The organism is Micrococcus sp. TA1, assembly GCF_014199555.1.
Taxonomy (GTDB): domain Bacteria; phylum Actinomycetota; class Actinomycetes; order Actinomycetales; family Micrococcaceae; genus Citricoccus.
Map to the genome: position 1 here is coordinate 1 of NZ_JACHNW010000005.1, position 12936 is coordinate 12936.

Here is a 12936-nt window from a genome sequence, read left to right on the forward strand (position 1 = left end):
TGCGGCGCTCCTTCTCGAAGGCGGTCAGGACGGACAGGACCTTGTCCGTGACGGTGCGGCCGGGGTCGCGATTGCCTCCGGCCATCAGCGGGAGTCCCCGGCGTGCTGGATGCCGCAAGTCATGCCCATGATCCTACGTCGCCGTCATCCCCGGGGCGCCGAGCACCCCGGGCCCCGGACGGCCCCCGTCCTCGTCCTGCCGGTTGGCCGTCCGGCGGCCGTCAGAGCCCGTAGTACCGGAAGGCCGCGGCATACTCGGTGCCGGCCGCCGCACCGCCCGCGCGCAGGATCTCCGGGATCATCTCCTCGGGCCTCGGGTGGTCCGCCACGTGCCGCAGGTACGCCTCGTGGCTGTTCAGGGAGGCGACGGCGGCCTGCACGGCCTCCTCGTCCACGATCACCGCGTGCGTCGGCTGGGCGGGGTTGGCCACCAGTAGCCCGCCGGCGTGCCAGGCGGCCAGGCCCTCGTCCTCGGCCAGCTCGCGGAACACCCAGGGGTTCGCCGCGTCCCGGACGCCGTCCACCACGGCCAGCCCGGCGGCCCGGTGGTCGGCCTGGTTGAACCCGCCGTAGGCCTCGACGTCGAAGTTCGCGGTCACCACCGCGTCGGGCCGCACCTGGCGAACCACCCGGGCGACGTCCCGGCGCAGGGCCAGTCCGTACTCCAGCATCCCGTCTGGATGGCCCAGGATCCGCAGGTCCGTCACGCCCACCGCCGCGCAGGCCGTGCGCTGTTCGATGGCTCGCAGCGGCGCGACGACCTCCGGCGGCTCGGCCATCCCCGCCTCCCCGGCGGTGAGCAGCAGGTAGCAGACCTCGACTCCCCGCCGGGTCCAGGTCGCGACGGCGGAGGAGGTGCCGTACTCCATGTCGTCCGGGTGCGCGACGACGCACAGCACCCGGGACCAGTCCGCGTCGGGCACAGCCGGCAGCGGCGGCGGTACGGCGGGTCCCGTCGTGGGGTCCTTCACATCGTCCAGTTCCTTCCCGTCCTTCCCGCCACCCATCTCGCTCACCGCCCCAGCACGTGACGCAGGGCCGATTCCAGGTCCGGGTGCCGGAACCGGTAACCGTCAGCCCGGGCCTTGTCCGCGCGGGCCTTCTGGTCCGCCTCCACCAGCAGGCGGTTGCCCTCTTCGCCGAGCACCATCCGCGGCGCCACCGGCGGCAGGGGCAGCGCCGACGGGCGGTGCAGGACCCGGCCCAGGGTCTGGGCGAGCTCGCGGGCCCGCACGGGATGCGGCGCCACGCCGTTGACGGGACCGGTGAGGGTGCCGGACAGGGCGGCATGGGCGAACACCCCCACGATGTCGTCGATCGAGATCCAGCTCTGCCAGGGGTCCCGGTCCGCGCCGCCGAAGGGCCCGCCGGTGCCCATCGGGCCGCCGGCGCCGACCAGGAACAGCGGCAGCACCTGCTGGAGGATGCCACCGGCCGGGGTCTGGACCAGCCCGGTGCGGACCATCACGGTCCGTACTCCCGCCTCTGCCGCCGGGGCGGTGGCCTGCTCCCACTGCTGGCAGACCTCGGCCAGGAAGTCCGTGCCGGCGGGGTCGGTCTCGTCCAGCCCGTCACCGTTCGGCCCGGTGCCCGCCTCGGCCCCGTAATACCCCACCCCGGAGCCGTTGACCAGCGTCCGGGTGCGGCCGTCGTCCGCGAGGTCCGCCAGGGTGCGGGCCAGCAGGCCGGTGGTGTCCAGCCGGGACTGCAGCACCGCGGTGCGGTGGGCCTCGGTCATCCGGCCGCCGATGCTCTCCCCCGAGAGGTTGACCACGACGTCGGCCTGCCGCAGGGCGTCCGGGTCCAGGCTGCCGGCGGCCGGGTCCCAGGAGATGGCCGGCCCCCGGTTCCCGGAGGCGGTGCTGCCGGGCCGCACCAGCGGGATGACCCGGTGGCCACCGCCGGTGAACAGGGCCGTCAACTGGGTGCCGATCAGTCCGCTCGCGCCCGAGACGGCGATGGTCAGGGCCTGACCGCTGCCATGGTGGGCGTGGAAGTCCAGGTCGTCACGCACCTGGGCGTGCCGGTAGGCGAACTGGCGGTCCAGCTCGGCCTCGAAGTGGTCCTGCGTCCAGTGCTCGGTGGAGCGCCCGGCCTGGCCGAGGCGGCCGAACAGGGGGGCCCCGGGCAATTCGTACTCGATGTGGTCCACCATCACGGTGCCGGGAGAGCCGTCGGCGGTGTCCGCCTCACCGGGGGCCGCGTCCTCGAAAGTGTGCGTGTGGACCCAGGAGCGCAGGGGCCCGGAGGCCATCTCGTCGCGGAACATGGTCCCGTCCTCGAAGGCGGTGTGCCGGGCCGTCCACGGCACCTCCGGGGCCAGCCAGGCCGGCAGGCTGACCGGCAGGATGGTGCGCGCGAGGCCGGCCGCGGACTCCAGGCCCAGGCCCAGCGACCCGGGGGCGCCGATGCCCAGCCGGGCCTCGGCGCCGACGTCGATCCCGTCCGGCTCCCGCCGGACCGAACCGGCGAACGGGGGCGTGAGCCGGACCAGGGCGCCGGGGCGGGTGAACCAGGCGAAGACGTCACGGCGGCTGAACGGGAGGTGGACACGACGCTCGAAGACAGGCATGGGGCCAGTCTTGCACTGAGCCCTGCCTACGGTGAGGGCATGAGTGCGCAGAATTCCCTGACCCGAGGATCCCCGGCCCTGCTGGGCCTGATGTGGATCGCGCTGTGGGGGTTCTCGGGGTTCTTCCTCAGCTACTCGACCATGGTGCCGATCAGCGTGGAGCGGGGCCTGTCCTCCGTCACGGGTGGCGCGCTGCTGCTGGTCATGATGCTCAGCGTCATCGCGGTCCAGCCGGCGGCTCCCGCGGTGCAGCGGCGCCTGGGGCCGCAGCGGGCCATCGGTGGGTCATTGCTGCTGATGGCGGCCGGACACGGTGCCGCCGTCCTCGTGCCGGACCCGGCGGCGGGCCTGCTGGCCACGGGGGTGGCCGTCGGCGGCGGGTTCGGGGTCCTCGTGGTCCTGGCGACCGCTGCCGTGCCCGCCGTCACGAGCCCGGAACGGGTCGGCCGGGCACTGGGACGGTTCGGGGCCATGACCGCTGCCGCCGCCGCTGCCGGCGCGCCGTTGGGGCTGTGGCTCAGCGCCCAGGTGCCACCGGAGGCGTTCCGGGGGTTCGCCGCCGCGGCGGTGCTGCTGGCCCTGCCCGCGCTGCGGTTCGTCCCCTCCCGGTCCTCCGTGCCCGGGACGCGGCCGTCCGCGCGGCCCGCCCCGGGGAGGGACCGTGCGTCGGGATCCTTCTGGTCCGCGCTCGCCCCGGTGCTCCTGCCCTTCCTGGTGAGCATGTGCGCCTACGGGCTGGTCATCGCCTTCGGCCCGGGCGGGGGCACCGCCCATCCCGCCCTGTTCATCGCCACCATGCAGGCGTCCGCGGTGGTGAGCCGGTGGGTGGCCGGTGCGCTGACCGACCGGGGGAACCCGGGCACGGTGTACACCGTAGGCATCGTCATGACCGTGCTCGGGCTGGTCACCGTGGCCCTGGTGCCCCCGGGGTGGGCGCTGGCGGCCTGCCTGGTGCTGATGGGGCTGGGCGTGGGGGCGGTGCAGTCCGCCAGCCTGGTGCTGGCCTTCGCCCGGGCCGGCAGTCGCGGCCAGGCCAGCGTCGGGTGGAACATGACCTTCGACAGCGGCCTGGGCCTGGCCGGGCTGTTCGGCGGGCTGGGTTTCACCTTCCTGGGAACGGGGCCGACGTTCGCCGGGGTCGCCGGACTGTTGCTCGCCGCCAGCCTCCCCCTGTGGTCGTCGCGGCGCTGACCGCGAGAGGCTGGGGAATGTCGCGAACGTCCAGGCAGAACTCTTAACCAACCCCTGCTGAGGAAGCCGAACCGGAGACTTTCGCGAAAGCATCACGCTCGCGGGCCATCGGCACTTCGCAGGCTTCGAATATCGCCCTGACGCCCCCCTTGTTTTGTCCACAGAGACATATAGCCTCGGTGTACCAAACACCTTGATGGGGGATCCAGCATGCAGTTTACTGACCGTCTTTTCTCACTAGCGGCCAAACTACAACAGCAGAAAAGTGTCATCGAAACCGAAGAGGCCACGAAGAACGCACTGGTCATGCCGTTCATCTCGTCGATATTGGGCTACGACGTGTTCAACCCTCTTGAGGTGGTGCCAGAGTTCACCGCTGACGTGGGCATCAAGAAGGGCGAGAAGATCGACTACGCGATCGTCCATGACGGTGAAGTGCAGATGCTCATTGAATGCAAGAAGTCTCTCGGTTCCCTGACGCTCGAGCATGCCTCGCAGCTATACAGGTACTTCGCGGTGACCAATGCGCGAATCGCCATTCTCACCAACGGAGAGGCATACCAGTTCTACACGGACTTGGACGCTCCCAACAGAATGGATTCCAAGCCGTTCCTGGTTCTCGATCTCAATGATATTGATGAGGCACTGATTCCGGAGCTTCGCAAACTCTCCAAGGATGAGTTTGACCTCGACTCGGTCGTCAGCGCTGCCGAAGAACTCAAATACATCGGTGCCCTGAAACGCGTGATTGGTGGTTACTTCACGACTCCTGACGAGGAATGGGTGAAGTTCCTCGCCTCAAAGGTGCATGAGGGAGCGATGACACAGAAGGTCCGGGACCAGTTCAGCCCCTTGGTCGCGAAGGCCTGCCGTCAGTATCTGAAGGACCAGGTCAACGACCGTCTCAAGGCCGCGCTGGGAGAGTCCTCACCATCAGCGGCAACCGAGGAGCTCGCCAGCAATGTCACCAGCGGGGAAATCGCCGAGCGCGATCTCATAGATGTCGTCGCAGACGGAATCGAGACCACTGTTGAAGAGCTGGAAGGCTTCCACATCGTGCGCGCCATCGTCTGCAGTGAGGTCGGTCCGGAGCGTATTGTGCACCGTGATGCAAAGTCCTACTTCGCAATTCTGCTGGATGACAACAACCGGAAACCCATAGCCCGCCTCCACTTCAATCGATCTCAGAAGTACCTGGGTATCTTCGACGCACACAAGGCGGAGACCCGCGTTCCGCTCACGAACTTGGTGGACATCTACAACCACGCCGAAGAGCTCCGAGAGAGTGTTCGCGGATATCAGACCGCCTCTTGATCTGATGGTCCTCGGGCTTATCAGTCTCCACGCGAGCGGTCTGGCCATTCCGGTCCAGAGGGCGTCCCCATAGTCTGATCCAAAAGCGACGGCGGTTCTGTTCGTTGCCGTATTCGGGTGAGTTGAGGGGAGCGGTGAGATGACGCAGCACGAGGATCCGCAGGTGGCGCGGCACGCGCAGTCGATGGCCGGGCAGGACGGGACCATGCCGGCACAGCAGCAGGAACCGCCCGGGCTGACCGCCCCCATGGACCCGGTGCCGGACCACGGGGAGTCCAGCTGGGTCGGGCGGGGCCGGCTCGAGGGGCTGAAGGCCCTGATCACGGGCGGTGACTCGGGCATCGGTCGTGCCGTGGCGATCGCCTTCGCACGGGAGGGTGCCGACGTGGCGATCAACTACCTCCCCGAGGAGGAGGAGGACGCCCAGGACGTGGTCGGCTGGATCGACAAGGCCGGCCGCACGGCGGTGACCGTACCCGGGGACCTGCGGGACGAGCAGGAATGCGGGCGGATCGCCGAGGAGGCGGTCGCGGGACTGGGCGGCCTGAACATCCTGGTCAACAACGCCGGTTACCACTGGGCCCGCGGAGAGCCCGGGATCGAGGGGCTGCGGACCGAGGACCTGGACCGGGCGGTGCGGACCAACCTGTACGGCACCCTGTGGCTGACCCGGGCGTGCGTGCCGCACCTGTCCCACGGGGACTGCATCATCAACACCACCTCGGTACAGGCCTACCAGCCCTCGGAGACGATGATCGACTACGCCGCCACGAAGGCCGCCCTGAACAACGTCACCGCGAACCTCGCCGGCGAGCTCGGGCCGAAGGGCATCCGGGTGAACGCGGTGGCGCCCGGACCGGTCTGGACGCCGTTGCAGCCGGCCACCAAGACCCCCGAGGCCGTCTCCCACATGGGTGCGGACACCCCGCTCGGCAGGATCGGCCAGCCCGCCGAGCTCGCCGGGGCCTACGTGTTCCTGGCGAACCCGGCCGAGGCGAGCTACGTCTCCGGAACGGTGCTGGGTGTGACCGGCGGGCTGCCGGTGTTCTGAGACCCCTCCGGCGGACCGGACCCTCCGGGACGTCTCCACCACCCAGGACATCCCCGACGAACGATCGGCGCCCCACCATGCAGCGGAACGAGCTCGAGGCCCCCATCGCCACCAAGATCCTGCGGCGGCTGAGGACTGCCACGGAGTCCGGCCGGATCACGTGGTCTCCGGTGCAGGACTGCGTCCCCGACCGGGACTGGCTCAGCGGCCGGTTCGCCGTGGCGACGATCGAGGACACCGTCGAAACGGGCTTCGCGGGCGGCGACGCCGTCCGGGCGCGCCCACGTGGAGCACGAGATCCCCCAGCTGAGGGTCGGGAGCGTCCCCGAGCCGTTCGACGGGGCCGTGCTGTCCCGGTTCATCCAGAGCCTGGACGCCCTGTCCACCTGAGGGGCCGGGACGTCGACGGCGAGGCCACGCAGTATCGACGGTGACGCCGATGACCGTTGCCGCGGCAGGACCCTGACCTGTGGGAAGGGTGAGGGCGCGCGCACCCAGCGACTCGGGGGGACGTCGGCGGTGCGGCTGTGCCAGACTGGTGCCGCGCCACATCTCCCGCGCGGGAGAGTGCCGGTGCTGCAGGATCCGGGCCTCCGGACCCGGCGGCGCCGGACGCCGAAGGAGCAATCTCTCCCCGAGAATCTCTCAGGCCCACGTACCGCGCAGGGTCGGCGTCTCTGGAAAGTGCCAGGCCCCCAACGCCTCGGCCACCGACGGTGCAAGCACGTATCCTCCAGATACGTGCGGAATCTCTCAGGTCGATGACAGAGCGGGGAGGTACCGATCCGCGCCCGAGAAGCGCCTTGGAGGAGAACCCATGAACGCCATCGTCACCCCGTCCACCGGTCAACGCCACGAGCCGCGGGACACCGCGTCAGCCCCGTTCACCAGCCGTCACATCGGTCCCCGCCAGGCGGACGCCGAGACGATGCTGGCCGCCCTGGGCTTCGAGTCCCTGGAGGCCCTCGTGGACGAGGCCGTGCCCGCGGACATCCGCCAGCACGAGCCCCTGAACCTGCCCGAGGCCCGGACCGAGGCCGCCGTCCTGGAGGAGTTGCGGGCCATCGCCAACCGCAACATCGTCAAGACCCAGATGATCGGCCAGGGCTTCTTCGACACGGTCACCCCGCCGGTGGTGCTGCGCAAGGTCCTGGAGAACCCGGCCTGGTACACCGCCTACACCCCCTACCAGCCGGAGATCTCCCAGGGCCGGCTGGAGGCCCTGCTGAACTTCCAGACCATGGTCGCCGACCTCACCGGCCTCGAGATCGCCAACGCCTCCCTGCTGGACGAGGCCTCCGGCGCCGCCGAGGCCGTGCTGCTGATGCACCGGGCCAACCGGAAGAACGCCAACGGCATCACCCTGATCGACGCCGACCTCTACCCGCAGACTCGCACCGTGGTGGAGGGCCGTGCCCGCGCCCTCGGCCTGGACGTGCGCGTCGCGGACCTCTCAGCGGGCCTGCCCGAGGACCTCGCGGCCGATCTGGAGGAGAAGGGCCTGTGCGGCATCCTGCTGCAGCAGCCCGGGGACTCCGGCCGGATCCACGACCACTCCGCGGTGATCGCCCAGGCCAAGGAGCGCGGCGGCATGGTCGCCATCGCCGCCGACCTGCTCTCCCTCGCGCTCATCGTCCCCCCGGGCGAGCAGGGTGCGGACATCGCCGTGGGCAACACCCAGCGCTTCGGCGTCCCGCTGTTCTTCGGCGGCCCGCATGCCGCCTACATGGCCGTCCACAAGGGCGTGGAGCGCCAGTTGCCCGGCCGTCTCGTCGGCGTCTCGCAGGACGCGGCCGGCCGGCCCGCCTACCGCCTCGCCCTGCAGACCCGTGAGCAGCACATCCGCCGCGAGAAGGCCACCTCGAACATCTGCACCGCCCAGGCCCTCCTGGCGATCACGGCCTCCATGTTCGCCGTCTACCACGGCCCGGACGGCGTGCGGGCGATCGCCGAGCACGCCCACCGGCAGGCCGGCCGGCTGGCCGCAGCCCTGCAGTCCGCCGGGTTCACGCTGAACCACGAGTCCTTCTTCGACACCGTGCAGGTCTCCGTGCCCGGACTGGCCCGCACCGTGGTCAACGCCGCCGAGGCGGCCGGGGTGAACCTGCGCCTCGTGGACGCGGGCACGGTCGGCATCTCCTGTGACGAGACCACCACGGACCGGGACCTGCTCGCGGTGCTGTCCGCCTTCGGCGCCCCCGCGGAGGCCCTCCCGGCCGGTGCCGGGAGCGGGCAGTCCGGGGACACCGGGGCACCCGACGCCGGCCGGGCCAGCGGGCACATCCCCGCGTCCCTGCAGCGCACCAGCGAGTACATGACCCACCCGGTCTTCAACACGTACAAGTCCGAGACCCAGATGCTGCGCTACATCAAGCGCCTCTCCGGGTACGACCTGGCCCTGGACCGCACCATGATCCCGCTGGGCTCGTGCACCATGAAGCTCAACGCGACCGCGGAGATGGAGTCCATCTCCTGGCCCGAGTTCTGCTCCATCCACCCGTACGCGCCCGACCACCAGACCGAGGGCTGGCGCTACCTGCTGACGGACCTCGAGGAGAAGCTGGCCGAGATCACCGGCTACGCGGGGGTCTCGGTGCAGCCCAACGCCGGTTCCCAGGGGGAATACGCCGGCCTGCTGGCCATCCGCAAGTACCACCTGGCCAACGGTGAGGGTGAGCGGGACATCTGCCTCATCCCGGCCTCGGCCCACGGCACCAACGCCGCCTCGGCGGTGCTGGCCGGGCTGAAGGTCGTGGTGGTCAAGACCGCCGAGGACGGCACCATCGACAGCGCCGACCTGGACGCCAAGATCGAGGCCCACTCCGGGCAGGTCGCGGCCATCATGATCACCTACCCCTCCACCCACGGTGTCTACGACGCCGACGTGCGCGAGGTCTGCCGCAAGGTCCACGAGGCCGGCGGCCAGGTGTACATCGACGGGGCCAACCTCAACGCCCTGGTCGGCCTCGCCCAGCCGGGCAAGTTCGGCGGCGACGTCTCGCACCTGAACCTGCACAAGACCTTCTGCATCCCGCACGGCGGCGGCGGTCCCGGCGTCGGCCCGGTGGCCGTGGCCGAGCACCTCGTCCCGTTCCTGCCCAGCCGGGAGGAGCCGATCACCTCGGCGCCCTGGGGTTCCGCGGGCGTCATGCCGATCTCCTGGGCCTACCTGTACCTGATGGGCCCGGAGGGGCTCACCGATGCCACCCGCTACGCCCTGCTCAACGCGAACTACGTGGCCAAGCGACTGGGCGAGTACTTCCCGGTGCTCTACACGGGTGAGACCGGGCTGGTCGCGCACGAGTGCATCCTGGACCTGCGCGAGCTGACCGCCCGCACCGGGGTGACCGCCGAGGACGTCTGCAAGCGCCTGATCGACTACGGCTTCCACGCCCCCACGCTGGCCTTCCCGGTGGCGGGGACCCTCATGGTCGAGCCCACCGAGTCCGAGGACCTGGCCGAGATCGAGCGGTTCATCGACGCGATGATCAGCATCCATGCCGAGATGGAGGCCACCACGCCGGAGACGCTGAACGCGTCCGTCCTGCGCAACGCCCCCCACACCGCCTCGGTGCTCACCGCTGACGAGTGGGACCGGGAGTACCCCCGTTCGCGGGCCGCCTACCCGGTGGAGAGCCTGCGGGTCGACAAGTACTTCGCCCCGGTCGGCCGGATCGACGGGGCGTGGGGTGACCGCAACCTGTTCTGCTCCTGCCCGCCGGTCGAGTCCTTCGAGCCCGTCGCCGACGAGGCCAAGGAGGCGGCGAACCCCACCGCCGTGGCCGACGCCGTCGAGTCCTCGTCCTCCGTTTCCCACTGACAGGAGACCGTCATGTCACCGAACCAAGACCTCCGCACCACCCCGTTGCACGCCGTCCACGCCGAGGCCGGGGCCACGTTCACCGACTTCGGAGGCTGGCAGATGCCGCTGAAGTACGGCTCGGAGCTCTCCGAGCACCACGCCGTGCGCAAGGCGGCAGGGCTGTTCGACCTCTCCCACATGGGTGAGGTCCGGGTCACCGGCCCGCAGGCCGCCGAGGCCCTGGACTACGCCCTGACCGCGCGCGTCTCCAACGTGGCACCGGGGCGGGCCAAGTACTCGCTGATCTGCACCGAGGCCGGCACCATCCTGGACGACCTGATCGTCTACCGGCTGGACGACGGCCAGGACGACTCGGCGCGTGAGTACCTGGTGGTGCCCAACGCCGGCAACGCCTCCTCCGTGGCGGCCGCGCTGACCGAGCGCTCCGTCGGCTTCGAGGCCACCGTCCGCAACGAGTCGGCGCAGACGGCCCTGGTGGCCATCCAGGGTCCCGAGGCGGCCCGCGTCCTGTCCCTGGTGCTGCCGGAGGATGAGGCCGCGGCCCTGCCGGAGCTGAAGTACTACGCGGCGCGGACCGTGACCGTGCGCACCGGCACCGGTGAGGTGCCCGTGCTGCTGGCACGCACCGGGTACACGGGCGAGGACGGCTTCGAGCTGATCATCGGCCCGGTGGCCGACCGGGACGAGCTGTCCGCGGCGGCGACGGCCGTGTGGCACGCCCTGTCCGCGGCGGGCGCCGAGGCCGGCGTGGAGGTGCTGCCGTGCGGCCTGGCCAGCCGGGACTCGCTCCGGCTGGAGGCCGGCATGCCGCTGTACGGCAATGAACTGGACCTGGGGCACCTGCCCTCGGAGTCCGGTGCCGGGATGGCCGTGCCGCTGAAGTCCAAGGAGACGGACTTCGTGGGCCGTGACGCCCTGCTCGCCGCGCGCGAGGACGGCACCGGCACGACCTCCGGCCAGGCGATCGTGGCGCTGCGGGCGGCCGGCCGCCGCGCGGCCCGGGCCGGTTACGCCGTGCTCGACGGCGACGGCAACCGGATCGGCGAGGTCACCTCCGGGATCCCCAGCCCGACGCTGGGTTACCCGATCGCGCTGGCGCGGGTGGACGTGACGCACCGGGAGCCGGGTACCGAAGTGGCCGTTGACCTGCGCGGCAAGGCCGAGCCGTTCACCGTGGTGGAGCTGCCGTTCTACCGTCGGCAGGACTGAGCCTGGGGTGGGGGTCCCGCTTGCTAGACTTCGCTGAGCCAGCGGGCCCCCGTCCCGGCCCTCCCATCACCGCAGGAAGACCATGACTCAACAGCGAACCGCCGGGCGGATCTCCGTCCTGGGGATCATCGCGTTCGTGCTGCTCGCGGCCCTGCTGCTGACGCTGGCCGTCCTCAGTGCAGTCAAGGGAGTCCGCACCGCCCAGTCCTACGGGAACGTGGTGCGCGTCGTGGACGGCCACACCATCGTGGTGAACATGGACGGCACCGAGGAGACCGTGACCCTGGCCGGAGTGCAGGCGCCGCTGAGCGCTCCCGAGGGCAAGAAGACCACCCTGGACAACTGCCTGGCCGAGGAGTCGACGGCGAACCTGTCCGGGATGCTGGAGTCCGGTGACTCCATCCAGGTGCAGTACGTGGACGGTCCCGGGGACACCCGGTTCGTGCTGGCACGCTCCGGCGGCCAGGTGATCAACGTCGTCCAGGTCGAGGCCGGACTGGCCGTCCCGGTGCGCGAGCAGCCGATGGGACAGCTCGGGGCCGACCTGCAGGAGGCGCAGGAGACGGCCCGTACCGACGAGGCCGGCCTGTACTCTCCGTCCGTGGACTGCACCCTGCCCGGCAGGGTCGCGCCCGTGGTCGACGTGCTGCGCGGGCTGCCGGAGGGCGGGCCGTCCTCGGCCGCGGAGGCCGACGAGCAGATCGAGGCGGTTGCGGCCGCCGTGGAGCAGGGCGTCACCGCGGAGAAGGTGTTCGCCACGATCGACCCCGAGGGGACCTCCCTCTCCTCGCTCGCCTGGGGGGAGGACGTGCCCCGGTTGCGGCAACGGCTGGATGAGGCCCTGACCCAGGCGCAGACCGAGCTGGCGTCCCTCCAGACCACCCGCGGCGTCCTGCTGACCCGTGAGCGCGAGGAGGCCGCGCGCCAGCGGGAGGAGGCCCGCCAGGCCGAGCTCGCCCGCCAGGCCGAGGCCGCTCGCCAGGCCGAGCTCGCCCGCCAGGAGGCCGCTCGCCAGGCCGAGCTCGCCCGTCAGGAGGCGGCCCGTCAGGAGGCCGCCCGCGAGGACGCGCGGGAGGATGAACGGCGCCGGGCCGAGGAAGAGGCCCGCCGCAAGGCGGAGGAGAGCTCCAGCCCCACGCCCTCCACGAGTGCATCGGCATCACCGAGCCCGTCGAAGCCGAGCTCCTCTCCCTCCTCGTCCCGCCCCTCGGCGGACGACGACGAGGAATCGTCCGGCCCCGCACGCGAGGACTGAGGCCCGGCCATGTCCATCCCGCAGCCGGGGGCATCCGGCCGCGGGCCGGCATCGGGATCCGCCGCACAGCAGGCGCCGCGCGCCCACGGTTTCCCGTCCCCGGCCCGCGATTACCTCGATGGCGGCATCGACCTGAACCGTGAACTGGTCCGCGACCGCACGTCCACCTTCCTGATGAGGGTGGCCGGCAACGCGATGGCCGCCTCCGGGATCCGCGATGGCGACGAGCTGGTGGTGGACCGGGCCGCCACCCCGCGCCACGGGTCGGTGGTCGTGGCGGTCCTCGACGGTGAGCTGGTGGTGCGCCGGATGGTGTTCGATGGCACCGTCCCGGGACTCGCGGTGGATGCCCCTCCCGCGGCGCTCGGCTCGCACACACGGTCGGCTGCGGGCCCGGGAACCGTGATCCTGGAGTCCGACGACGGCGCCGCCCCGGTCGTGCTGCCGGCCGCCGGTCCCGAGGGCCTGCGGGTCTGGGGCGTGGCGACGTATTGCCTGCACCGGTTGTGAGGGCCGCACAC

9 protein-coding genes and 1 riboswitch are annotated in these 12936 nt (G+C 71.1%); of the genes, 7 read left to right on the forward strand and 2 right to left on the reverse strand.

Annotated elements, in window-relative coordinates; translation table 11 throughout:
• Positions 1-221 precede the first annotated feature (221 nt).
• On the reverse strand, positions 222-1016 hold the full coding sequence (locus GGQ69_RS15150; protein WP_324590196.1) for a PIG-L deacetylase family protein: 795 nt from the start codon (positions 1014-1016) through the stop codon (positions 222-224).
• The gene (locus GGQ69_RS15155) at positions 1013-2572 is read right to left on the reverse strand and encodes a TIGR01777 family oxidoreductase (RefSeq protein ID WP_183529821.1); all 1560 of its coding nucleotides are present in this window, start codon (positions 2570-2572) and stop codon (positions 1013-1015) included. Before GGQ69_RS15155 ends, GGQ69_RS15150 begins: the two co-directional genes overlap by 4 nt.
• Positions 2573-2611: 39 nt before the next feature.
• Here GGQ69_RS15155 and GGQ69_RS15160 point away from each other — a divergent pair, with 39 nt between their 5' ends.
• From GGQ69_RS15160 to GGQ69_RS15190, 7 genes are all read left to right on the forward strand, one after another.
• Positions 2612-3763 carry an MFS transporter gene (locus tag GGQ69_RS15160; protein WP_183529819.1) on the forward strand — a complete coding sequence of 384 codons (1152 nt, stop codon included), beginning with the start codon at positions 2612-2614 and terminating at the stop codon, positions 3761-3763.
• A 210-nt stretch (positions 3764-3973) separates the two neighbouring features.
• Positions 3974-5077, forward strand: a complete 1104-nt coding sequence (locus GGQ69_RS15165; RefSeq protein WP_183530062.1) for a type I restriction endonuclease — start codon at positions 3974-3976, stop codon at positions 5075-5077.
• A 139-nt stretch (positions 5078-5216) separates the two neighbouring features.
• Positions 5217-6128: an SDR family oxidoreductase gene (locus tag GGQ69_RS15170; protein ID WP_298045907.1), complete on the forward strand. Its 912-nt coding sequence runs from the start codon at positions 5217-5219 to the stop codon at positions 6126-6128.
• A 550-nt stretch (positions 6129-6678) separates the two neighbouring features.
• Positions 6679-6799, forward strand: a riboswitch (glycine riboswitch).
• Between the two features lie 146 nt (positions 6800-6945).
• Positions 6946-9948, forward strand: a complete 3003-nt coding sequence (gene gcvP / locus GGQ69_RS15175) for an aminomethyl-transferring glycine dehydrogenase (RefSeq protein ID WP_183530064.1) — start codon at positions 6946-6948, stop codon at positions 9946-9948.
• 12 nt (positions 9949-9960) lie between these two features.
• Positions 9961-11160, forward strand: coding sequence for a glycine cleavage system aminomethyltransferase GcvT (gcvT, locus tag GGQ69_RS15180; protein WP_183530066.1), 1200 nt, complete (start codon positions 9961-9963; stop codon positions 11158-11160).
• Positions 11161-11242: 82 nt separating this feature from the next.
• Positions 11243-12415 (forward strand): thermonuclease family protein, encoded by a 1173-nt coding sequence (locus tag GGQ69_RS15185; protein ID WP_183530068.1) that lies wholly within the window; start codon positions 11243-11245, stop codon positions 12413-12415.
• Positions 12416-12424: 9 nt separating this feature from the next.
• Entirely contained in the window at positions 12425-12925 is a 501-nt protein-coding gene (locus GGQ69_RS15190) for a LexA family transcriptional regulator (protein WP_183530070.1), read from the forward strand.
• Positions 12926-12936: the final 11 nt, after the last annotated feature.

Excerpts from the sequence above, each read along its gene's own strand:
- GGQ69_RS15155 (WP_183529821.1), bottom strand. The coding sequence starts at position 2,572 with ATGCCTGTCTTCGAGCGTCGTGTCCACCTCCCGTTCAGCCGCCGTGAC.
- GGQ69_RS15160 (WP_183529819.1), top strand. The coding sequence starts at position 2,612 with ATGAGTGCGCAGAATTCCCTGACCCGAGGATCCCCGGCCCTGCTGGGC.
- GGQ69_RS15165 (WP_183530062.1), top strand. The coding sequence starts at position 3,974 with ATGCAGTTTACTGACCGTCTTTTCTCACTAGCGGCCAAACTACAACAG.
- GGQ69_RS15170 (WP_298045907.1), top strand. The coding sequence starts at position 5,217 with ATGACGCAGCACGAGGATCCGCAGGTGGCGCGGCACGCGCAGTCGATG.
- gcvP (WP_183530064.1), top strand. The coding sequence starts at position 6,946 with ATGAACGCCATCGTCACCCCGTCCACCGGTCAACGCCACGAGCCGCGG.
- gcvT (WP_183530066.1), top strand. The coding sequence starts at position 9,961 with ATGTCACCGAACCAAGACCTCCGCACCACCCCGTTGCACGCCGTCCAC.
- GGQ69_RS15185 (WP_183530068.1), top strand. The coding sequence starts at position 11,243 with ATGACTCAACAGCGAACCGCCGGGCGGATCTCCGTCCTGGGGATCATC.
- GGQ69_RS15190 (WP_183530070.1), top strand. The coding sequence starts at position 12,425 with ATGTCCATCCCGCAGCCGGGGGCATCCGGCCGCGGGCCGGCATCGGGA.